Genomic DNA, 21604 nt, shown 5'->3' on the forward strand with positions numbered 1-21604 from the left:
AGATTTCTGCGTTTGTATTGTGCAAAAGAAACTGCTCAATGCTTTGTGCATTTGGTCGAATCTTACATCTATTCTATTTTTGACTCCGATGCTCTTATCTATATTGAACCACCTATGAATTTAACTGAACTCAAGAAAAAACCGATTGGCGAACTCATTAAAATTGCAGAGTTCATGGGCCTTGAGGGGATGGCACGTAACCGTAAACAAGATATTATTTTTGCTATTCTGAAGCGCCATGCAATGAATGGGGAAGAGATTTTTGGTGACGGTGTTTTAGAAATTCTTTCTGATGGTTTCGGATTTTTACGTTCAGCGGCAGGATCGTATCTTGCAGGACCTGATGATATCTATGTAAGCCCCTCTCAAATTCGTCGTTTCAATTTACGTACTGGCGACACAATTGCCGGAACAATTCGCCCACCAAAAGAAGGCGAACGTTATTTTGCACTATTAAAAGTAAATCAAATTAACTACGACACACCTGAAAATTCACGTAATAAAATTTTATTTGAAAACTTAACACCACTCTTCCCCACTGAACAATTAGTGATGGAACTTGGTAATGGTTCAAGTGAAGACTTAACAGCGCGTGTTGTCGACCTTATTGCACCTATTGGTAAAGGTCAACGTTCTATTATTGTTGCACCACCTAAAGCTGGTAAAACCATGTTATTACAAAACATGGCGCAATCAATTATACGTAACAACCCTGAAGTATTCCTTATCGTTTTACTTATTGACGAACGCCCTGAAGAAGTTACAGAAATGGAACGCAGTGTTCGTGGTGAAGTCGTGGCATCTACATTTGACGAATCGCCTGCGCGCCATGTTCAAGTTGCAGAAATGGTCATTGAAAAGGCAAAACGCCTTGTAGAACACAAGAAAGATGTTGTTATCTTACTTGACTCTATTACTCGTCTTGCTCGTGCATATAACACTGTTATCCCATCATCTGGCAAAGTACTCACAGGTGGTGTAGATGCTCATGCTCTTGAACGTCCAAAGCGTTTCTTTGGTGCTGCTCGTAATATCGAAGAAGGTGGCTCTTTAACCATCATTTCTACTGCACTGATTGAAACAGGCAGTAAAATGGATGAAGTGATTTACGAAGAATTCAAAGGTACAGGTAACCAAGAAATTATACTTGATCGCCGTATTGCTGAAAAACGTGTATTCCCTGCCATGAACATGAAAAAATCAGGTACACGTCGTGAAGAGCGACTCATGGGTGAAGACAACCTTCGTAAAGTTTGGATTCTACGTAAACTTCTACATCCTATGGATGAATTGAATGCAATTGAGTTCTTGCTTGATCGTATGAAAGAAACAAAAACAAATGACGATTTCTTTGAACAAATGAAACGTAAACAATAGTCTTACAATAAAGCCTCACTTCTTGTGGGGCTTTTATTTAATAAGCTCACTATAATTAAACAATAGAATTTCAAATAGGATAGTTTTTTATTATACCTAAGATACTGATATTCAGATTTAATTTTTATAGTTATAGAAATACTACCCCTTACTTTTATTACATAAAATAACAAACTATATTGATTTTAAAAAATACCATTATCCTAGTTATAGATAAGCTTTTCTTATTATCGAAAAACCCCCTATTTTTAAGTAACTTAATCGACAATTACTTCAATATAAGTTGAATATTTGATTGTTATTTTCTGTTAAAAAAACAACGTTTTTTGATCATTTTTTCGTTTTTTTTAAACATACCTAGTAGTAATTAAATAAGCTCAGTGATAGCATACACGCATGCCAGTTAACTTGCTCCGTGCGTTGTTACCTATCGAAAACGTATAGGGATAATAAAAGCTTAAACAAGTTAGCGTTGGTTTTTTTTCTCTATTATTTTATGAGAGTGATGCCATGTTATTCAAAAAATTCGCTATCGTAGCTGCTGTTGCTACAACTTTAGCTTTCGTTGGTTGTGCTAAGAAAGAAGCTCCTGCTGCTGATACTGCTGCTGCTTCTGATGCCGCTGCTTCTGCAACTGCTGCTGCTTCTGACGCTGCTTCTCAAGCGACTGCTGCTGCTTCTGACGCTGCACCTGCTGCTGCTCAATAATTCGAGTATCTTGAATTATAAAAGAGAGAGCTTTTGCTCTCTTTTTTTATAGGCAAAATAAATATGAATCTTGCACTATTTGATTTCGACGAAACAATTACATCTAGAGATACTTTTGGACCTTTCCTAAAATCCACAGCCAATAGAACTAAGCAATACCTTACTATACTAAAGCTTAGCCCCTACTTCATTGGCTTCAAATTAAAATATATCAGTGACAAAAGATTTCGTACAAAACTCTGTTATACAGCTTTCAAAGACTATCCTCAAAGCACCTTAACTCATATCGCTGACTCTTTTGCACATGAATATTTAAATACCGTTATTTTACCTCACGCACTCAACCGTATCCAATGGCATCTATCACAGGGAGATCGAGTTGTTGTTGTCTCATCATCACTAGATATTTACCTGAAACCATGGTGTAAACAATATAGTTTGGATCTCATCTGTAATGAGCTAGAATGCATAAATTCAAGATATACAGGTAAATTAGTTGGTGGTGATTGTGGCGGTATTGATAAGGCTATACGCATTCAAAATAAATATAATCTATCCGACTACCAAACCATATATGCTTATGGTGACTCTCCCAATGATTTAGCAATGCTAGAACTTGCAGATATAAAGTTTTATCAATGGCGTCGTCTATAAAAAAACCCCCAGAATATTTGGGGGTTTTATTTTATTCTTGCTCTGTACCTACGCGCTGTCTGAACTTTTGCCCAGCTCTAAAAGTAACTACTCGACGTGCTGAGATTGGAATTTCCTCTCCAGTCTTAGGATTACGCCCAGGACGTTGACGCTTGTCACGCAACTCAAAATTCCCAAAACCAGAAAGCTTTACATGCTCTCCTGCAATCAATGCTTGACTAATTTCTTCAAAAAATAATTCAACCATTTGCTTTGCTTCACGGCGATTTAATGCTGTAAGTTCGCTTAAATGGTCAGCCATTTCTGCTTTAGTTAATGCTGTCATGACGCCCTCAATGTTGCTTGATATGTGCTTTCTAGCACTTCAATTATTTGATCCATACCTGATTTAATTTCAGCATCCTCTAATGTTCTTGATGGATGCTGCCACAATAATGCAAACGCTAACGAACGTTTACCACTTTCAACACCCTGTCCTGTATATACATCAAACAACCATGTTGAGTCGAGAAGCTCTCCACCAGTTTTTTCGATTAACTGCTGAATTTCTTTTACACTTATCTTATCATCAATTAAAAGTGCAATATCACGTCTAACTGACGGAAAACGTGATAATTCTGTAAAATTAGATACATAAGATTGCAAAATGAAATTTTGGTCAAGCTCTGCTACCCAAGTTACACCCAAATCTAATGATGATTCAAGTGATGGATGCAAACGACCAAAGTAACCTATAGACTGACCATTTACTAAAACTTCCGCAGATTGCCCAGGATGTAACCAGTTGCGCTCTGAACGAATATACTCAACATTTAAACGACTTGCCGAAATAACTTCCTCAACTTCACCTTTAAAGTCAAAAAAGTCCATATCTTGAGTTTTAACATGCCATTGTTCTGGAACACGAGAACCCACTGCAATCATTGCTAATGTTGGTGTTTGTTTTAACTCGTCTAAGTTCTCTGCATTTTGATAATCAAAACGTAAACCCAGTTCAAAGAAACGTACACGGCTTTGCTGACGATTTAAGTTATATTGCACACATGGAATTAAACTTGAAAGCAATGTACTACGCATTGCAGCTAAATCACTTGATATTGGATTAGCTAACATTAACGGATTGACAGCAGGATTCAATTGCTTTTCTAACTTCGCATCTGCAAAGCTAAAGCTAATTGCTTCTTGATACCCTAATGTCGCAACAGTTTGACGCAGTTGAGAAATTTCAAATTGGTCTTTATAGCTAGATAGCTCCACATCCATTTGTGGTAACTTAATTTGAATATTATCATAGCCATGAATACGTACAATTTCTTCAATAAGATCTTGATAAATCACCATATCAAAACGATGTGAAGGTGGTACAACCGACCATGTATTCTGAGCTATTTCAGTAACGTGACAACCTAAACGGATTAAAGCATCTGCAATAAAGCTTGATTCAATTTCATAGCCAAGTAAACGTTCAACTTGACTCTTATGAAGTTCAATTGCATTTCTTTGTGGCAATACATCCGATTGTTCAGCAGAAATAATTGGACCAAAATCACCGCCTGCAATTTCTGCAATTAACGCAGAAACACGTTGAAGCGCTTTTAATGGCAACTCAAAATCTACCCCACGCTCAAAACGTTGTGAAGAGTCGGTATGCAAACCATAACGACGTGCACGACCTGCAACTGCTAAAGGTGCAAAAAAAGCACTCTCTAAGAAAATATCTGTTGTAGTATCTGTCACACTTGAAGAAAGACCACCCATAACCCCTGCAATTGCAAGTGCTTGTGCATCATCTGCAACAACCATAACATCTTCTGTTAATACCACTTCTTGTTCATTTAACAGAACAATTTTTTCACCTTTGGTTGCTTGACGAACTTGAATATCACCTTCAATTTTTGCCAAATCAAATGCATGCATAGGTTGACCAAGTTCAAGCAATACATAGTTTGTTACATCAACTAAGAAACTATGCAGACGAATACCTGAATGGGATAATGCTTTTTCCATCCATGCTGGTGTTTTCGCTTGAATATTTACATTGCGAACAATACGTCCTAAATAACGTGGTACACCTTCTGTTTTCAGGCTTACTTGCTTTACGTCTTCAAGTGTATTTTGAACATCGACAAACTCAGGTTCATTGACCTGTGCTTGGTTAATGACAGCAACTTCGCGAGCAATACCTCTCACGCTAAAGCAGTCACCTCTATTCGGTGTAATTGAAATATCAATCACTTGATCATCAAGCTGTAAATACTCACGAATATTTACACCAATGGGTGCATCACTTGGTAACTCTAACAAACCATCAATTTGATCTTCTAAGTCAATTTCAGAAGCGCCACATAACATTCCATATGAAGCTACCCCACGTAACTTACCTTTTTTAATTTTAAAGTCACCTGGTAGTACAGCACCAATCGTTGCAACAGGTACACGTAAACCAACACGTACATTTGGTGCGCCACACACAATTTGTAATGGCTCATCTTCACCAATATTAACCGTCGTTACACGTAGACGATCTGCATCAGGGTGTTGCTCAACTGTCAGCACCTCACCAATCACAACCCCAGTAAATGGCTTTGCCACAGGAGAAATATCATCGACCTCTAAGCCAAGCATGGTCAACTGGTTTGCTAGTGTTGCGCTATCAATTGCAGGGTTTACCCACGTACGCAACCAACTTTCACTAATTTTCATTTGATATATAACCTTAAAACTTTCTTGATCTATTCTTCAGTAAACTCAATGCAAATATCGATTGAACTAAGCAAATTGACGTAAGAAGCGTACATCGTTTTGATAGAACATGCGTAAATCATTAATGCCATAACGCAACATTGCAAAGCGTTCTACGCCTAGACCAAAAGCAAAACCTGTATACTTTTCAGGATCAATACCAGCCGCACTCAATACATTTGGATGCACCATGCCACAGCCTAATACCTCAAGCCATTTACCGCGCTCATCCATAATATCTACTTCTGCACTTGGCTCTGTAAATGGAAAGTATGATGGACGAAATCTAACTTGTAGCTCTTTTTCAAAGAAAGATTGAAGTAAATTTACCAATAGACCCTTCAGTTCAGCAAAGCTTGTCTTTTCTGCAACATATAAGCCTTCAATTTGATGAAACATTGGTGAGTGAGTTTGGTCTGAGTCACAGCGATAAACACGCCCCGGGCACACAATGCGAATTGGTGGCTGACGTTTTTCCATTGTACGAATTTGCACACCTGAAGTATGTGTGCGCAGCAAATGGTTTGCATCAAAATAAAACGTGTCATGCATAGCACGTGCAGGGTGATGACCCGGAATATTTAATGCTTCAAAGTTGTGATAGTCATCTTCAACCTCAGGCCCTGTTTCTACAGTAAAACCTGCTTTGGTAAAGAATTGGCAAATACGTTCTTGCACCTGAGTTACAGGATGAATACTACCCATCTGTTGACCACGACCCGGTAAGGTAATGTCAATCGTTTCACTTGCTAACTTTGCTTCAAGCGCTTGTTGTTGTAATACTTGCTGTCTTTCCGTCAATGCTTTATTTATTGCTTCACGCACTGCATGAATTTTTGCACCCTCAACTTTACGTTGTTCAGGATCCATTTTACCTAAAGATTTTGACTGCTCTGCAAGCTGACTTTTTTTCCCAGTAAATTGCACTCGGGCTTGGTCTAAGGTTGCAAGGTCTTGAGCGGCTGCAATTGCGCTCAGTGCTTCATTGGTCAAAGCTTCCAGTGACATAATTACTCTCAAAGCATCTATAAAAATTAGAAAAATTATTCCCCATTCTAACAGCTTTTCATAGACTTAATGAAGTTTTCACAACAAGTAAAATTTACCTACACGAGAGCCAATCAAAAATGTTAAAATTCTGAACATAAAATACCTTATTTCATCTAATAATCAGAATTATTTGCTCCACAACAATTGCACAATATAGAGAATAACTATGGCTTTAGATCCTATTTGGAAGCAACAACTTGTACTTGTAACTTACGGAAATGAATTTTTAAAAAATCAGCTCAGTTTTAGTACTTGGGTCAATCATGATATTTTTCAAAATTGCTTAATTCAATTTCGTAGCTTAAAGACTCAACACCTGCTTGCTCAACATTTTCAAATTTGGCTAGAAACTTTAAAGACACAAGGTTTTACACAACTGAGTTTGCATGAGTCTAGCCTATTAAAAGATGGTACAAACCCAAATCCAAATATTGAATTACTACCCTTCACACACTTTATTGTGGCGCATAGCCCTCAAAAAAAAGTTGCTTGGATTTTTGGTCAAGAGTTGGCTGAATGGTATACCGCAGATAATGAATATGAAATTCCTGCATCGCAACAACTCAAAAGTAGACTTGTAACCATGTGGGATTTTGAATTACCTACACCACTCATTAAACAAGTTACTTTAGACTTAAACCGCCCAAATTGGGACAGTATTAATGATTATCTTGAAAAAGAAATTTTCAATCAGCCTTATGTGACAAATTTTACTGTGCAGGAGCTGACTTCAGCCTATTATACGGGAACATCAAATAGCGATGACCAATCATTATTACCTCAAGATTATCATGCAGAAATCTCGCATGAATTCTTATTTAAGCTTGAACAGCTTGACCAACAAATTGAAAAATCTAAGCAACAATCAAATAGCTTAACAGCAGAAATGCAGGCTTTTTCACAGAAAATAGATGAGCTCTTTTCAAAACTTATTGTAAAGACAGCAAACCATTACAAAGAAGCAAAGCGCAAAGTTACTTTAGGAAACTCACCATTTGATAACACAGAGAAGTTAAATACAGACCACAAAACAACTGCTTCTACAAAAAGTGTGATTGCACTCATTTTTATTACTCTTGTGATTGGTGCACTTGTCTACTATTTCGGATTTTAAACAAAAAAAGACCGCTAAACAGCGGTCTTTTTAGAATCTCTGAACTTATGCAGCTAGAGCAGTTTTAGCTTTTTCAGCTAAAGCTGTGAATGCAACTGAATCATGCATAGCAATGTCAGCTAATACACGACGGTCCACAATCACTTGTGCTTTTTTCAAGCCAGCAATCATACGGCTGTATGATAAACCATTTTGACGTGCACCAGCGTTAATACGCGCAATCCATAAAGCACGGAATTGACGTTTTTTCTGACGACGGTCACGGTAAGCATATTGTCCTGCTTTGATTACTGCTTGGAACGCTACGCGATAAACGCGTGAACGAGCACCATAGTAACCTTTAGCACGAGCAAGAATTTTCTTGTGACGACGATGCGCCACTACACCACGTTTTACACGAGCCATTTATAATCTCCTTAAATGTATGGGCACATACGACGAACTGAAGCAACGTCACTAACGTGAACCATTACACAGCCGCGTAATTGACGGATACGCTTAGCAGATTTTTTGGTCAAAATGTGGCGTTTGAACGCTTGTTTACGCTTGAAACCGTTTGCAGTCGCTTTAAAACGTTTAGCTGCACCACGGCGAGTTTTTAGCTTAGCCATAGTAACCTCTTTTGGACACCTGTTTAGCTTGCTTACACCATGTAAGTAGCCTGCAGGTAAGGAAGCGCGTATTTTAGCTGATCTTTGCTTAAAACAAAAGCAATTTATTTCCTGAATTAGCCTGACTTTAATAATTTGAAATTACTTACTCATATGAGACCAAAGCCTGTGTAATTTTCTTATATTCACCAGTTTCTTTCATTAAATGCAGCCACTGATCTACATAAAGCTTCCATGTAATATCTCCCATTGGAAGCATATATGCCTTTTCACCATACTGCATAGGATTACGCGTATTTACGGCACATAGTGAAGGATAAAATTTTCTTTGATAAAGTGCCTCAGAAGCATCTGTAATCATAACATCTGCTTTTTTATCTACCAGTTGCTGAAAAATACTGACATTGTCAGGTGTCAACACAAGGTTACTTTGAGGTAAATATTTATGTGCAAAAGCTTCGTTCGTACCACCTAATGGCTCTATTACACGCACAGATGATTGATTTATCTGTGCAATAGATTGGTACTTATCTACATCATTACATCTAACAAATGGAACTTTACCATCTACATCTATACGCTCTGAAAAGAATGTTTGCTGTTGTCTAACTAAAGTCACTGAAACACCACCCATTGCGATATCACATTTTCCAGTAACAACATCTGTAGTTAAACCTTTCCATGTCGATGGAACATAGTTCACTTTAACCCCTAAACTTTTAGCTAAAGCATCCGCCATAGAAATATCTATGCCTTCATAAGTTTTATCAGCCTTCAGTAAGCTATAAGGTTTATAGTCACCTGTTGTACAAACATTTAAAATACCCCTATGAAGAATATTTTTTAATACTGTCTCAGATGGTTGTATAGATTGGATATCTGCATGGACACTTTGTAAAACTGCTATAAAAAGACCTATTACCCACATTTTCTTATAAAGAAATTTCATGGTATTACCCATTTTGATCAAAAATAAATTAGTGCTTTTTTATAGCAAATTCTAAGCCAATCAAAAGCTAGGGCGTATCCTGCTTCACTTATACACCAAAGCGCAAACAATCTTTTTTATTTACAAGCACATAAAATAATTTTTATAAAAAATCAAATACTTAAATCACTATTTCCTATACTAAAAAAAATCAGCTCAAGATAAATATCTGCTTTACCAATAGTAATAAATTGACTAATTTTATTCTTATGATGACCTTTTCTGAGTGAATTAAAATATTTCTTTTTAAATATTGATAGCTTAGTAAAATTTAGATATCAATTGATTTTTATATGTTACAACCACATAATAGGTAGATCGGTCTACATAAAAAGTAATCTATGAGTACTACAGCAAAAGAAAAAATTTTACATGCAGCTTCTATTCTTTTTTACAATAAAGGTATTGAAGCTACAGGTATTAACAGTATTACAAATAAAGCAAATGTGGCAAAAATGTCTTTATATAATAATTTTTCTACTAAAAATGACCTAATAGCATCTTACATCACGATTAGGCATCAAGAGTGGCTTGACCTATATGCTATTCAAGAAAATCGAGCAAAAACAAGTCTAGATAAAATCCTAGCTATCTTCGATGCATATCAAGACCATGCTGAATTTAATTATGAAAACGGTTTTAGAGGGTGTGGTTTATTAAATGCTGCAGCAGAGTTCTCTGCAAATAGTCCACATCGTGTAGCAGTAAAAAAACATAAAGAAGAGGTTGAATCAATTATCAAACGGCACTTATCTCATCTGACTCAAGACCAAAATAAGATTAACGAGTTAGCACTTATGGTCTCTTTTCTACTTGAAGGTTCTATCTCTCGTGCTGGTTTAGAAGGTTCAAGTCATAAAGTTACTGCAGCTAAAGTACTTACTAAAAAAATTTTAGAAAAAGAAATTATCAATGAAAAATAGTTTTTATAACAAGTATTTAGGTTTAACCTGTGTTTTATCTGCAGCTGTTTTATGGGGAACAACAGGTACTATCGCATCTTTTTCCCCTACACTCAGCCCACTTACAATAGGCGCTGCTGCTATGGGTGGTGGTGGTCTTTTACAAACAATCTTGGCAAGAAAAGCGATAAAAGATCATTTTCATGAAATTAAGTCTCATTTCTTTATTCTTATTATTGGTATCTTGGCTGTATTTGTATACCCGCTTGCTTTTTATTCATCAATGCATCTTGCTGGAATTACCATTGGTACTGTTATTTCTATGGGAACAGCACCTTTATTTACGGCACTCTTTGAAAAAATATTTGAAAACAAAAAGCTTTCTTTACGTTGGTTCATCAGCTTTATTTTAGGTGCAATAGGTATTTTATGCCTATCTTTAGGAGAGTCCCAACAAACACATATTTCTAATCACTTTTCTGAGGAAGAGAAGTTAGGCGGCTTACTGTTAGGCATCATTGCTGGTTTGGCTTATGCCCTATTCTCATGGATAGCAAAACGTCTCATTGATAGAAATATTAGCTCTAAGGCAATTATGGGTTCAATGTTTGGTGGAGCATCTATTTTACTACTTCCAATCTGTATATTTAGTAGCTCAACTATTTTTATTCACCCTATGAATATTTTTGTTATTGGTTATATGATCCTTATTCCTATGTTTTTAGGATATGTATTATTCGGATATGGCCTAAAAACCATTACAGCAAGCCAAGCACTGACACTTACACTATTTGAGCCTGTTGTTGCTGCCCTTTTAGCAATTACACTTGTTGGAGAAAAACTAGAGTTAATTGGCTGGATTGGAATGATATTAATTATGATATGCCTCATTTTACTGAGCAAAAAGTCCCATGAATAGACCGTCAGTCATTTACTTTCTTTGCATAATTCAAAACGTAAACCAACACCTGAAATTGTCGTAATATATTTCGCAGTTGATATATGGCTACCTAGTTTATCTCGCAGTTTTTTTGTAAGGATTCTCAAATAATGTGTATCTTCTGTATGTGTATTTCCCCATAGTTCACGAATAATATCTATTTGCTCTACAATCTCACCTTGATGCTTAAATAATAATGCGAGTAGCTGAAACTCTTTCTTGGTTAGGCTAACCATTACTTCATTTATTTTGACAATATGCTCTGTAATATTGATATATAAATAACCATCATTAAAAATTTTAGGTATATCTACAAAAGTATGTCTATTTCTAAGTAATACACGAATCCTTGCAAATAACTCCTGAATATTAAATGGTTTCGTTACATAATCATTTGCACCTGTATCTAACAGTAAAACTTTTTGCTTTTCATCAGGTCGTGCAGACAAAACAATAACAGGTATATTTGACCACTTTCGAATTTCCTGTAGAACTTCATGTCCATCCATATCTGGCAAACCTAAATCTAAAATAACTAAATCTGGTGTCTTCTCAAGAAGAATTTGAATACCTTTTAATCCAGTTTCAGCTAAAAACACATCATAATTTTGTGTATGTAGTGCAATTTCGATAAATCGCCTAATCTTAGGTTCATCATCTATCACCAAAATCTTCTGATTACCCACAATCATTCCTAACTATTCTTTTGTTAAATTTAAAGGAAGCTGTATACGTACAAGTGTTCCATATGTTTCAAATGCAGATAAAGCTTCAATTTTACCCATATGTGCACCTACAATTGCTTTCACAATTGTTAGCCCTAACCCAGTCCCTATTGGGTTACGATCTCCTCTTTGCATGGTATAAAACATATTAAATATCTCCTCTCTTTCATCTTCAGGTATTCCTACTCCTTTATCAATCACATCTATTTGCAACATTTGATCTTCGTAATTTGTCACATTTACTACAATAGGCACATGTGGAGGAGAAAACTTTGCAGCATTTTCTAAGACATTAAAAATAGCTTGTTCTATCAAAGCAGGATGAACACTAATTTCAAGCAAATTCGATGAAATATAAGTATCAATTTTTAGATTAGGTTGATATGTAGTTAAACGAGTAATTGCTGAGTCAATTACATCTTCTATAGATATAATTGTTCTTGCAAGTGTAAGACCTTCATGTCCAAGCCTCGTCATATCTAATAAATTTTGTATATAACGATCCAAACGCCCACCCTCGCTATGAATCATATCTAGCAATTCAATACGGTCATGTTCAGGTACTTCTTTTCCAAAATAGCGTAATGTATCTGCTGCACCAATCATAGCTGCTAACGGCGAGCGTAAATCATGTGACACAGAGGATAATAATGCAGAACGTAATTTTTCTGTTTCATTCGTCACCCTTGCATCCTCTAATTGTAAAGATAACTGTATTCTTGATGCTGTTTGAATAATATCTTCAATCATTAATGCAATAAGTCGCTGCTCTTCAAAACTTAGCTGTTTCTTCCGTTGCAAATATTTTATACCAACAACCCCATGTTCCTTTTGCAAAGGAAGAGGTATAAACCACCAATCAGATTGATTTAATGTTTTGGTAAAGTGACCACAGGGCTGAAGGTTTTTTTGTGTCCAATTTGCTGCAACCACTTCCTTTTCAGACAAAGCATCTATATTTTGGTGATGATTTCCAATCTGCAACCAAACATTTGCCTGTAAGGTCGTTTCCATATGCATTTTAGCAATATCCATCACATCCTTTAAAGTTAAACAATTCGAAAGCTTACGCTCCAAGTCTTGAAGTTGCATCGCAATTGAGTTTGCCACTTTCAAGTTTCTTATTTTCTCTTTTAACTGACTTGCAAGCCGACCAACAACAAGTGCACAGCCCAAAAATAAAAATACTGTAATCACCCCTTCATGGGCACTAATTTGTAAGGTATATCTTGGTTCAATGAAGAAATAGTTATATAAAATAAAGCATGCAAATACACTTAAAATAGTAATCAGCATTTGTGTTCTCACAGCTACAGCCATTACCGTAAGAATAAAAATAAGTGCTAAATCATTATATCCAACATACCGATCTAAAATACTTGCACATAGCAGCCCTAACGTAATAATAACTATACTTTCAGTCACTTCTTTTAATGTTATTTTTCGTGCAATGGTCATCTTAGGCATAGGTTGTTGATGATTCTTTATCAAATCATCATTTTGCATGAAAGTGACTTCAAAAGGATGTGGGTTAAATAAAATTTTTCGAAAGATATAGTAAAATTTTGGCGAAGCAATACACCATCTTACTGGACACTCAAGAAGAATTTGGGAAACACCGTAATAATATGCAGTTTCCAAAATTGCAGAAGCAATATTTTCATGATAAATGAAATGCGTTTCTGCACCAAGCTGTCTTGCAAGGCTTAAAGTCTGTGTAACCGCAAAAGTTTTTTGACTTTTAGGACTACCTCTTTCTATATAAACCACACTCCATCGTGTATTACGGCGCTCTACAATCCGATGCGCTCTGCGTATTAAACTCTCAGAAAATTTTTCATCATAAATGACAAGCATCAGGTGACTTTGAATAGGAATAATTTTTCCTACGCTGTGACCATTCTCTCTATAATGAATATCTACATTTTCGGCAACAAACTGTAAAGCAAGATCACGCAATGCTGTTAAATGATTCGGCTTAAAAAACCCGTTAAGTGCATACTGTGTTTGTTCCGAAACATAGACTTTCCCTTGCTTTAATCTCTCTAACAACTCAGAAATGGGTAAATCGATCAAACGAATATCTTTTAACCGCTGAAAGAATGCATCAGGTACTGTTTCATTTACATTCGCACCAGTTACTCTCTGTACAATATCATTCAAACTTTCTAAATGTTGAATATTCAAAGTACTATAGACATCAATTCCTGCATCTAAGAGTTCATTTACATCTTGCCAACGGTGCTCATGGCGGCTTGTTTTCATATTGGTATGTGCAAGCTCATCAACCAAAACAACTTTAGGCTTTATTTTTAAAATAGCATCTAAATCCATTTCCTCTAGAATATGATGCTTATATTTAATCTTTTTTCTAGGTATAACATTCAATCCCAAAACTAGCTTTTCCGTTTCAACACGTCCATGTGTTTCAACAACACCTACAACTACATGCACCTTTTGCATCATTAGCTCATGGGCTCGGCTTAACATCGCATAAGTCTTTCCAACACCAGGAGCTGCACCGAGAAATAGTGTTAAACGACCTTGTTCTTCACGTTTACTATAAGATAACCAAGCATCTGCTCTTACATCACGATCAAGACTCATAGCACCATTTCCCTACCCGCTTTATCGAGTATGTTGTAATGCATCAAGTGCAAGATTTAACTGTAAAACATTTACTCTAGGCATACCCAAAAAACCAAATTGCTTTTCTTGGGTGTAAGCATTCACAGTTTTTTGTATCTCATCGACAGATATGTGCCTTTCTTGGGCCACTCTACTCACCTGTTGTTCTGCACTTTCAGGAGATATATCAGGATCAATACCACTGCCTGAAGCAGTTAACATATCTAAAGGTACATGCTGTAAATCAACATCATTGAATTTTGCAAACTGCTTCCTACGTTCAGAAATATTTTTACGCAAATCAGGATTACTTACCGCTAAATTACTGCCTCCCATTGCCATTGGGTCATAATTAATTGCACTCGGTCGTGCTTGAAAATAACGAGGACTATGAAAGTCTTGAGCAACTAAAAGTGAGCCAACTGCTTTACCCTGCTGTTGTATAACACTTCCATTCGCCTGAGAGGGAAAAATTACCTGTGCAATACTTGTTTGTAAAATACAATAAATCAGCCCCGTTCCAATAAAACCTAATACCATTAAACCCAAACTTTGTCTTATTACAGGCTGTTTCTCTTCAGAGATTAAAGCCATATCATGTGTATTCATTTTTCTCTCCAAAATCTACAAGAAACAACTTACAAATAAGTCAATAATTTTTATGACAATGAAAGGTAGGATTACACCACCTATGCCATAGATAAACATATTACGGCGCAATAAACTTAGTGCGCTTGCAGGCTTAAATTTAACCCCACGCAATGCAAGTGGAATTAGCGCAGGAATAATTAAGGCATTAAAAATAAGTGCTGATAACACTGCGCTTGTTGGGCTAGAAAGCTTTAAAAAGTTAAGTACATTTAATTGAGGTACAGCCACAGCAAATAAGGCAGGTAAAATAACAAAATATTTTGAAACGTCATTTGCAAGTGAGAATGTGGTTAGAGCACCTCGTGTAATCAATTGCTGTTTACCAATTTCAACAATATCCAATAATTTAGTAGGGTCTGAGTCAAGGTCAACCATATTTCCTGCTTCTTTTGCAGCTTGTGTCCCTGAACTCATTGCTAAACCAATATCAGCTTGTGCTAATGCAGGCGCATCATTTGTTCCATCTCCAACCATTGCAACCAAGTGACCATTTTTTTGCTCTGCTCGAATACATGCCAATTTATCTTCAGGTTTGGCTTCTGCAATATAGTCATCTACACCAGCTGTTGCTGCAATTGCTGCTGCCGTAAGTGGATTATCACCCGTAACCATAATGGTTTTTATACCCATCTCTCTAAATAGGTCAAACCGTGCTTTTATGCCTTCTTTAATCACATCAGACAGTTCAATAACACCCAATATTCTTTGATTTAATGCCACGACTAATGGGGTTGCACCTTTGGATGCAACTTCATCTACTTTGATTTTTAATTCACTCAGTTGCGCAATATCCATTGCTGTAAATTTTAAAACTGCATCAAGTGAACCTTTTCGAATGTTTGTACCATCCTTCAGGTCGACGCCTGACATACGTGTAGCTGCACTAAATGGAATAAATACAGCATCTGATGCAGATTCAAGTGTTTCACCCAACGATTGGGCAAGCTTTACGATTGATTTCCCTTCAGGTGTTGGGTCGGCAAAAGAACTACTCATGGCTGCTTGTCTTAAAAGCGATGAGGCAACTCCTGTCAGTGGGTAAAACGCTGTCGCTTGACGGTCACCATAGGTAATTGTTCCCGTTTTATCTAACAGCAGTACATCTACATCGCCTGCTACTTCTACAGCCTTACCCGATTTGGCTAAAACATTTACTTTAAGGGCCCGATTCATCCCTGCAATACCAATTGCGGGAAGTAAGCCACCAATAGTGGTTGGAATAAGACATACAAGAAGCGCAACCAAAAGTACAATATTTATTTGAATATGAACGATTGATCCAATAAAAGAAAGTGTGACCACAACTGCAATAAACGTTATTGTCATAACATTGAGTAAGATACCCAAAGCAATTTCATTGGGTGTTTTTTGGCGGCTTGACCCCTCTACAAGTGCAATCATTCGGTCTAAAAAGCTATTGCCAGCCTCATTACTCACTTTAACAATAATTTGATCTGTTAAAACTTTTGTTCCACCAATTACACCCGTTTTATCTGTACCAGCTTCACGCAGCACAGGCGCAGACTCACCTGTCACTGCTGACTCATTAATGGTCGCAAAACCTTCTATAATTTCACCATCGGCAGGAATGAGTTCACCTGCTTTTACAATTACAACATCATCTTTTTTCAGAAGATGGGCTGCAATTTTTTCAGTTTTACTTTGATCATCTATAAGACGATAGGCAAATAAATTTTCACGTGCCTGTCTTAAAGAAGATGCTTGTCCACGACCTTTTGCCTCGGCAATCGCTTCTGCAAAATTTGCAAACCAAATCGTAATAAATAAAATAAAGCTTAAACTAATACCTAACCCAAGTTGGTTATAGCCAAATATTGTTGCCCCAATAGTAAGAATCGTACCTAGCCATACACACGCCATCACAGGATTTTTAAACGCGTACTGCGGTAAAAATTTAATAAATGTATGTTGAACAATCTCTTTATTCAAAAAACTTGCTTTAGAACTGATCGCATGTTTCATATCTTTGCTTCTTAAAGTTGAATAGATAGGAAATCTGCAATTGGGCCTAGTACTAAAACAGGCATGAATTGCAACAACGTAAGAATAAGAACAATACCTATAAGCATGAGCGCAAATGTCACTGACTCTATATTTAATGTGCCTTTGCCCTGAGCCACTTTTTGCTTAGATGCAAGGCTTACAGCAATGAGTAAAGGAACAATTAAGGTGCTATAACGGCCTGCAAGCAAAGCAATACTGGCAGATACATTCCACCATACGGTATTGTTTCCTAGTCCCGCAAAACCCGAGCCATTGTTTGCATAAGCAGAGGTATACTCATAAAAAACTTGTGAAATTGCATGGAAAGCAGGATTGGAGTTCCCCGTAAGTGTAGGGTTCGCCAACGCAATTGCTGTCAAAATAAGAATGACAATGGGCTGTAATAAAATAACCACAGATAACAACTTAATTTCTGTCGTTTCAATTTTATAGCCAAAGATTTCAGGTGTTCTGCCTGTCATTAAGCCTGCAATAAATACAGCCAAGAACAAGTAAATAAGAAACTGTAGTAAGCCACATCCAATGCCACCCCAAATAGCATTAATCAGCATATTACACATCTCGACCAATCCTGTTAAAGGTGATTGCGAATCATGCATCATATTTACAGAGCCATTATTTACCTGTGTAGTCAGTGCACTCCACAATGCAGAAGACTCAGCACCAAATCGAAGCTCTTTCCCTTCTAATAAAGCATCATTCGGCTGTAAAGAGTATTGTTCTGTCCATAAGCTTAGACTTGTAGAAATAATCGACATAAACAACATACTGCCAAAAATCATCCACATCAGTTTTTTACGCTGTACGAACCTTGCCACCATAAAAATAACAGCTAGTGGAATAAGTAAAATTGCGACCATTTCGAGCCAATTAGAAAATGGCGTTGGATTTTCTAAAGGTGCTGCACTGTTTGGACCATACCAACCACCACCATTACTCCCTAATTGTTTTATTGCCACCATCGCAGCGACAGGGCCAAGAGGAATATGTTGTGAATTATTTTCTATAGTTTGAACAGTAGGCCCTACAGACAATGTCGATGGCACACCTTGGCTATTAAGTAAAAGTGAAAAAGCAAAAGTAATAGGTAATAAAAACCTAAATAGCACTCTAACAATATCGCGCCAATAGTTTCCTAAGTTAATTGAAGCCCACGTTTTTTTATTTTCATTATGAGTGGATTGCAAAAATAAAGCGCGTAAAACAGCAACAACAAGTGTTAAACCAATGAGTGGTGAAATAAACTGTAAACCCGTAATCATCGTCATTTGTGAAAAATATGATAATTGCGCTTGGCCTGAATAATGCTGTTGATCTGTATTGGTTAAAAAAGAGATAGAAGTATGAAGTGCTAAGTCCCAATTCATATTGGGCACATGATCTGGGTTTAATGGCAACCATGCTTGAGTCATTAAAATAATAATACTAAAAACAAGCAGGCATAGATTACTTAAGAGAAAAGCAGATAAATACTGCTTCCAATTCATCCCATGATTTTTAACACCTATCAAGGCATAAATAGGTTTTTCAATCCACTTAAATATACCATCGCCTTTCATTGGTCGGTCTTGCAAAATTGTTGCAAGATACCCTCCTAACGGGTATGCCAACAATAATGAAACAACGAATACGGAAAGAGCTTCCCACATGTCAGATACCATTTACAAAATGTGATCTGAATTATCTAAAGTCTTCCCGTAAATTCTCTATAAAGAAAAAATGAATCGCGTAAAATCTGCGTAAATTTTTATCCTTTACTGAGTAAAAATACCTCAGCTGTCCTTAAGAACTCATATAAATTAACTCCATAATTGGTATGGTCTACTTATTTTTTCAATTAGCCATAATTATTTAAATGGAGCTTTCTTATTCGGCAATTACTCAAAATAATATTATATACTTTCAATAACTTATCCAACTGTTTATATTTACACAAGATATAATAAGTACAACTTTACTAAACTCATATTTATATTAAGGTCTACAGCATTTTTTAGAGATAAATATTATTAAGTAGCCCAAATCCTATTTAAGCCACGGAGGTCATCATTTAAGTGATTGGCTTGCTTTTATTATAGAAATGTATAATCCTAGCAACACTAAGTGCCTTCCTCTTCACCAGATGGTATACCCTCTAAGTAAATAGAGTTTCAATCTGGTTGCATTGCTTCAAGTGGTATTAATCTATTTTAGACAGTTCAATGAATGGTATGTTTTTATGCTGATAGATAATTAGATCAATATATTATGCTCTCATTCTACTTTTAAGGTTTCGACTGAAATAATCACGACCTACATAGAGTGTGGTATGTAGTCCTATCACAAGCTGTTCAACCATTTTGATATCAGCGACGTATCCATTAGATAAAATAGCAAATCATTTTTATAGCACTAGAAATGCAATAATGTTACTTCATTCTATTTATATTAAAATATTACAAGGATATATATCCGTTATAGCGCATAAAGTCTGCATCCATAATATTAGCTTATAAAAAAGCCTATCAAGATACTTGATAGGCTAGAGTACAACTCAGAAAATATTAAAGTGGTCTAATATTTTCAGCTTGTAATCCTTTTTGACCTTGAGTAACAATAAACTCTACTTGTTGGCCTTCAGTAAGGCTTTTAAAACCATCTGATTGGATATTTTTGAAGTGAGCAAATACATCTTGTCCACCTTGTGTTTGGATAAATCCAAAGCCTTTAGTATCGTTAAACCATTTAACAACGCCAGTTTGTACATTTGACATATTATGTCCTCTTTCCAGTAAAGGACTAGAAAATTGAGATTTCAAATTAGAAACGTAGAACTTTGATAGTAGATACTGCGTAATAATTATGGTGAAGAAACAAAATTCTAGTAGGTAAAATAATACAGTCGAAAAACTGTATTTGTGAATTACATTAATTTATACATTTGATTGAATGAAGTATAAAAACTTCTTCCATCTAAATTTAAGCTAACCTCTTGGCCAGATTCTAAAAGAACCTTCTTACCTACTTCTACAGTCATAAATCCTGTAGAGGTATTTTGTCGCTTTTCATTAGGAACAATCTTTACATTAATTTCATCGCCATTTATTGCGATAGCTATACGATTTACAATCTTTTCCAATTTATACCAATTCATGCACATTTCGACATCTGTGCTATTTTCGTAGTAATAGTGAATACTGTCTAAAATTTACCAATTTCAAAAACAAATATATAATATCTTCATCTTGAATCGCTATGGCGCATCCAATGATGCTCACTCTATAGATTTAACAAAGTAAAAGCAATAGATATTCCCAACTTTATTCTGAAAAATAGAATCCCCGCCCAAAAAAATCTATACAGTTCATATATAGTTAATAAAATATAACATACTTCACATAATTAATTGTTCTACCATATATCTACTAAAAATAAATAGTGCCTACAAACAATAGCAAATCAATGATATAGGATAACTTATGAATAATGTAGAAACATATTTAAAAACAAGAATTTCTTGGCCTAGTATATTTGCTGGTACAGTAATTGTCTTAGCTGTTTCATTTCTTCTTTCAATCTTAGGAATAGCCTTAGGATTCTCTATGTTAGACCCTTTATCTAATACAGATATTGGTAATGGATCAGGTACTACTCTAGGTATTTGGACAGGTATTTCCTTATTAGTAAGTTTAGCAGTTGGTGGCTTTATTACTGGTAAACTTTCAGGCATTCATGGTGGTGTACATGGTTTCTTAGTTTGGTGCTTATCTCTTATTATTGGACTTTTTATTAGTATATCTACCGTAACAAGTACGTTAAATATTACAGGAAGTTTAGTCGGATCTGTCACTTCTGTTTCTGGAAATATTGCATCATCTTTAGGACAAAGTACTGTCCAAGTATTTAAAGATAGTAACTTGAATGAAATTATTCCTAACTCATCAGATATTATGGAGTCTAGTAATAAAAATGTATTAGCTGCTTTGAAAAAAAGTGGAATACCAGAATTACAACCAAGCTATTTAAACTCTCAGCTAGATTGGGCAAAAAGTGAGATTCAAACATCACTGAAAGACATTGCGATTACCCCTCAAAAAAGTGATGAAATTATTAATAATTTACTTACTTCACTAAAAACTCGCATTCAGTCTATTAACAACTCTATTAGTAAAGATGAAATAAAAACAGCTCTAACTAAAAATAGTAATATGACAAGTAAAGAAGCTGACCAAGCTGTTGAAAACTTCTTAAAAGAACGAGATACCGCAGTTCAGAAAGTGAATGATGCCTTTAATCAAGCACAAGCTACAATTAACGATGCAAAAGTTAAATATCAGGCTATTAAACAAGATGCTAGAGAAAAAGCAGCTATTGCAACTAAACTCGCAGCAAAAGCAGCTCTATGGGCTTTTCTTGGTTTATTTCTTGGTGCACTAGTTAGTATTTTTAGTGGACACTTAGGTTCAAAAAAATCTTATAATTAATTATATAAAGCAGAGCTATCTAGCGA

At 35.8% G+C, this 21604-nt stretch carries 20 protein-coding genes and 1 pseudogene; 7 read left to right on the forward strand and 14 right to left on the reverse strand.

All coding sequences use genetic code 11. The features are described from left to right. Positions 1-114 precede the first annotated feature (114 nt). The 3 genes from rho (at position 115) to P256_RS05085 (ending at position 2739) form a co-directional block, all read left to right on the forward strand. Entirely contained in the window at positions 115-1377 is a 1263-nt protein-coding gene (rho, locus tag P256_RS05075; protein WP_040331655.1) for a transcription termination factor Rho, read from the forward strand. A gap of 510 nt (positions 1378-1887) precedes the next feature. Next, positions 1888-2085 carry a hypothetical protein gene (locus P256_RS05080; protein WP_023272613.1) on the forward strand — a complete coding sequence of 66 codons (198 nt, stop codon included), beginning with the start codon at positions 1888-1890 and terminating at the stop codon, positions 2083-2085. A 63-nt stretch (positions 2086-2148) separates the two neighbouring features. After that, positions 2149-2739 carry an HAD family hydrolase gene (locus P256_RS05085; RefSeq protein WP_023272614.1) on the forward strand — a complete coding sequence of 197 codons (591 nt, stop codon included), beginning with the start codon at positions 2149-2151 and terminating at the stop codon, positions 2737-2739. A gap of 31 nt (positions 2740-2770) precedes the next feature. Here P256_RS05085 and P256_RS05090 read toward each other — a convergent pair whose 3' ends face one another. The 3 genes from P256_RS05090 to pheS form a co-directional block, all read right to left on the reverse strand. Next, positions 2771-3064: an integration host factor subunit alpha gene (locus tag P256_RS05090; protein ID WP_023272615.1), complete on the reverse strand. Its 294-nt coding sequence runs from the start codon at positions 3062-3064 to the stop codon at positions 2771-2773. Beyond that, positions 3061-5442 (reverse strand): phenylalanine--tRNA ligase subunit beta, encoded by a 2382-nt coding sequence (gene pheT, locus P256_RS05095; RefSeq protein ID WP_023272616.1) that lies wholly within the window; start codon positions 5440-5442, stop codon positions 3061-3063. Before pheT ends, P256_RS05090 begins: the two co-directional genes overlap by 4 nt. A 66-nt stretch (positions 5443-5508) precedes the next feature. Next, a complete protein-coding gene (pheS, locus tag P256_RS05100; protein ID WP_023272617.1) occupies positions 5509-6489 on the reverse strand; it encodes a phenylalanine--tRNA ligase subunit alpha in 981 nt (326 codons plus the stop codon). A 208-nt stretch (positions 6490-6697) separates the two neighbouring features. Here pheS and P256_RS05105 point away from each other — a divergent pair, with 208 nt between their 5' ends. Continuing rightward, on the forward strand, positions 6698-7645 hold the full coding sequence (locus tag P256_RS05105) for a hypothetical protein (protein ID WP_023272618.1): 948 nt from the start codon (positions 6698-6700) through the stop codon (positions 7643-7645). Positions 7646-7690: 45 nt separating this feature from the next. Here P256_RS05105 and rplT read toward each other — a convergent pair whose 3' ends face one another. The 3 genes from rplT to P256_RS05120 form a co-directional block, all read right to left on the reverse strand. Next, the gene (gene rplT / locus P256_RS05110) at positions 7691-8050 is read right to left on the reverse strand and encodes a 50S ribosomal protein L20 (RefSeq protein WP_023272619.1); all 360 of its coding nucleotides are present in this window, start codon (positions 8048-8050) and stop codon (positions 7691-7693) included. 11 nt (positions 8051-8061) lie between these two features. Continuing rightward, positions 8062-8256 carry a 50S ribosomal protein L35 gene (gene rpmI, locus P256_RS05115; RefSeq protein ID WP_001096359.1) on the reverse strand — a complete coding sequence of 65 codons (195 nt, stop codon included), beginning with the start codon at positions 8254-8256 and terminating at the stop codon, positions 8062-8064. A gap of 145 nt (positions 8257-8401) precedes the next feature. Continuing rightward, entirely contained in the window at positions 8402-9205 is an 804-nt protein-coding gene (locus P256_RS05120; RefSeq protein ID WP_040331656.1) for a transporter substrate-binding domain-containing protein, read from the reverse strand. 380 nt (positions 9206-9585) lie between these two features. On the opposite strand from P256_RS05120, the gene P256_RS05125 reads away from it, so the two are divergent. Then, positions 9586-10167: a TetR/AcrR family transcriptional regulator gene (locus tag P256_RS05125; protein ID WP_023272621.1), complete on the forward strand. Its 582-nt coding sequence runs from the start codon at positions 9586-9588 to the stop codon at positions 10165-10167. After that, entirely contained in the window at positions 10157-11065 is a 909-nt protein-coding gene (locus P256_RS05130) for a DMT family transporter (RefSeq protein WP_023272622.1), read from the forward strand. The genes P256_RS05125 and P256_RS05130 overlap by 11 nt, the downstream gene beginning before the upstream one ends. An 8-nt stretch (positions 11066-11073) precedes the next feature. Here the strand turns inward: P256_RS05130 and P256_RS05135 are convergent, their stop codons facing one another. The 8 genes and pseudogenes from P256_RS05135 to P256_RS05165 form a co-directional block, all read right to left on the reverse strand. Continuing rightward, positions 11074-11778, reverse strand: coding sequence for a response regulator transcription factor (locus tag P256_RS05135; RefSeq protein WP_040331657.1), 705 nt, complete (start codon positions 11776-11778; stop codon positions 11074-11076). A 6-nt stretch (positions 11779-11784) separates the two neighbouring features. After that, on the reverse strand, positions 11785-14418 hold the full coding sequence (locus P256_RS05140) for a sensor histidine kinase (protein ID WP_023272624.1): 2634 nt from the start codon (positions 14416-14418) through the stop codon (positions 11785-11787). A 21-nt stretch (positions 14419-14439) separates the two neighbouring features. Next, entirely contained in the window at positions 14440-15048 is a 609-nt protein-coding gene (gene kdpC / locus P256_RS05145; RefSeq protein ID WP_023272625.1) for a potassium-transporting ATPase subunit KdpC, read from the reverse strand. Positions 15049-15063: 15 nt separating this feature from the next. Then, positions 15064-17073 (reverse strand): potassium-transporting ATPase subunit KdpB, encoded by a 2010-nt coding sequence (gene kdpB, locus P256_RS05150; protein WP_023272626.1) that lies wholly within the window; start codon positions 17071-17073, stop codon positions 15064-15066. A gap of 11 nt (positions 17074-17084) precedes the next feature. Beyond that, a complete protein-coding gene (kdpA, locus tag P256_RS05155) occupies positions 17085-18764 on the reverse strand; it encodes a potassium-transporting ATPase subunit KdpA (protein WP_212749975.1) in 1680 nt (559 codons plus the stop codon). Positions 18765-19297: 533 nt separating this feature from the next. Next, positions 19298-19486 (reverse strand): annotated as a pseudogene (locus P256_RS13545) (IS982 family transposase); the annotation flags it as partial. Positions 19487-19658: 172 nt separating this feature from the next. Further along, entirely contained in the window at positions 19659-19868 is a 210-nt protein-coding gene (locus P256_RS05160) for a cold-shock protein (protein ID WP_023272628.1), read from the reverse strand. Between the two features lie 149 nt (positions 19869-20017). Next, on the reverse strand, positions 20018-20248 hold the full coding sequence (locus P256_RS05165) for a hypothetical protein (protein ID WP_040331829.1): 231 nt from the start codon (positions 20246-20248) through the stop codon (positions 20018-20020). A 325-nt stretch (positions 20249-20573) separates the two neighbouring features. Between P256_RS05165 and P256_RS05170 the strand changes: the two genes are divergently transcribed. Next, complete coding sequence (locus P256_RS05170) at positions 20574-21578, forward strand: MFS transporter (protein WP_023272630.1); 1005 nt, start codon at positions 20574-20576, stop codon at positions 21576-21578. Positions 21579-21604: the final 26 nt, after the last annotated feature.

The organism is Acinetobacter nectaris CIP 110549 (genome assembly GCF_000488215.1).
Taxonomy (GTDB): Bacteria; Pseudomonadota; Gammaproteobacteria; order Pseudomonadales; family Moraxellaceae; genus Acinetobacter; species Acinetobacter nectaris.

Bases quoted from the DNA above. Each gene is read 5' to 3' on its own strand.
- P256_RS05090 (WP_023272615.1), bottom strand. From the start codon at position 3,064: ATGACAGCATTAACTAAAGCAGAAATGGCTGACCATTTAAGCGAACTT.
- P256_RS05165 (WP_040331829.1), bottom strand. From the start codon at position 20,248: ATGAATTGGTATAAATTGGAAAAGATTGTAAATCGTATAGCTATCGCA.
- P256_RS05140 (WP_023272624.1), bottom strand. From the start codon at position 14,418: ATGAGTCTTGATCGTGATGTAAGAGCAGATGCTTGGTTATCTTATAGT.
- kdpA (WP_212749975.1), bottom strand. From the start codon at position 18,764: ATGTGGGAAGCTCTTTCCGTATTCGTTGTTTCATTATTGTTGGCATAC.
- kdpB (WP_023272626.1), bottom strand. From the start codon at position 17,073: ATGAAACATGCGATCAGTTCTAAAGCAAGTTTTTTGAATAAAGAGATT.
- P256_RS05085 (WP_023272614.1), top strand. From the start codon at position 2,149: ATGAATCTTGCACTATTTGATTTCGACGAAACAATTACATCTAGAGAT.
- pheS (WP_023272617.1), bottom strand. From the start codon at position 6,489: ATGTCACTGGAAGCTTTGACCAATGAAGCACTGAGCGCAATTGCAGCC.
- P256_RS05135 (WP_040331657.1), bottom strand. From the start codon at position 11,778: ATGATTGTGGGTAATCAGAAGATTTTGGTGATAGATGATGAACCTAAG.
- P256_RS05120 (WP_040331656.1), bottom strand. From the start codon at position 9,205: ATGAAATTTCTTTATAAGAAAATGTGGGTAATAGGTCTTTTTATAGCA.
- P256_RS05170 (WP_023272630.1), top strand. From the start codon at position 20,574: ATGAATAATGTAGAAACATATTTAAAAACAAGAATTTCTTGGCCTAGT.
- rplT (WP_023272619.1), bottom strand. From the start codon at position 8,050: ATGGCTCGTGTAAAACGTGGTGTAGTGGCGCATCGTCGTCACAAGAAA.
- kdpC (WP_023272625.1), bottom strand. From the start codon at position 15,048: ATGAATACACATGATATGGCTTTAATCTCTGAAGAGAAACAGCCTGTA.
- P256_RS05130 (WP_023272622.1), top strand. From the start codon at position 10,157: ATGAAAAATAGTTTTTATAACAAGTATTTAGGTTTAACCTGTGTTTTA.
- P256_RS05105 (WP_023272618.1), top strand. From the start codon at position 6,698: ATGGCTTTAGATCCTATTTGGAAGCAACAACTTGTACTTGTAACTTAC.
- P256_RS05160 (WP_023272628.1), bottom strand. From the start codon at position 19,868: ATGTCAAATGTACAAACTGGCGTTGTTAAATGGTTTAACGATACTAAA.
- pheT (WP_023272616.1), bottom strand. From the start codon at position 5,442: ATGAAAATTAGTGAAAGTTGGTTGCGTACGTGGGTAAACCCTGCAATT.
- P256_RS05125 (WP_023272621.1), top strand. From the start codon at position 9,586: ATGAGTACTACAGCAAAAGAAAAAATTTTACATGCAGCTTCTATTCTT.
- rpmI (WP_001096359.1), bottom strand. From the start codon at position 8,256: ATGGCTAAGCTAAAAACTCGCCGTGGTGCAGCTAAACGTTTTAAAGCG.
- P256_RS05080 (WP_023272613.1), top strand. From the start codon at position 1,888: ATGTTATTCAAAAAATTCGCTATCGTAGCTGCTGTTGCTACAACTTTA.
- rho (WP_040331655.1), top strand. From the start codon at position 115: ATGAATTTAACTGAACTCAAGAAAAAACCGATTGGCGAACTCATTAAA.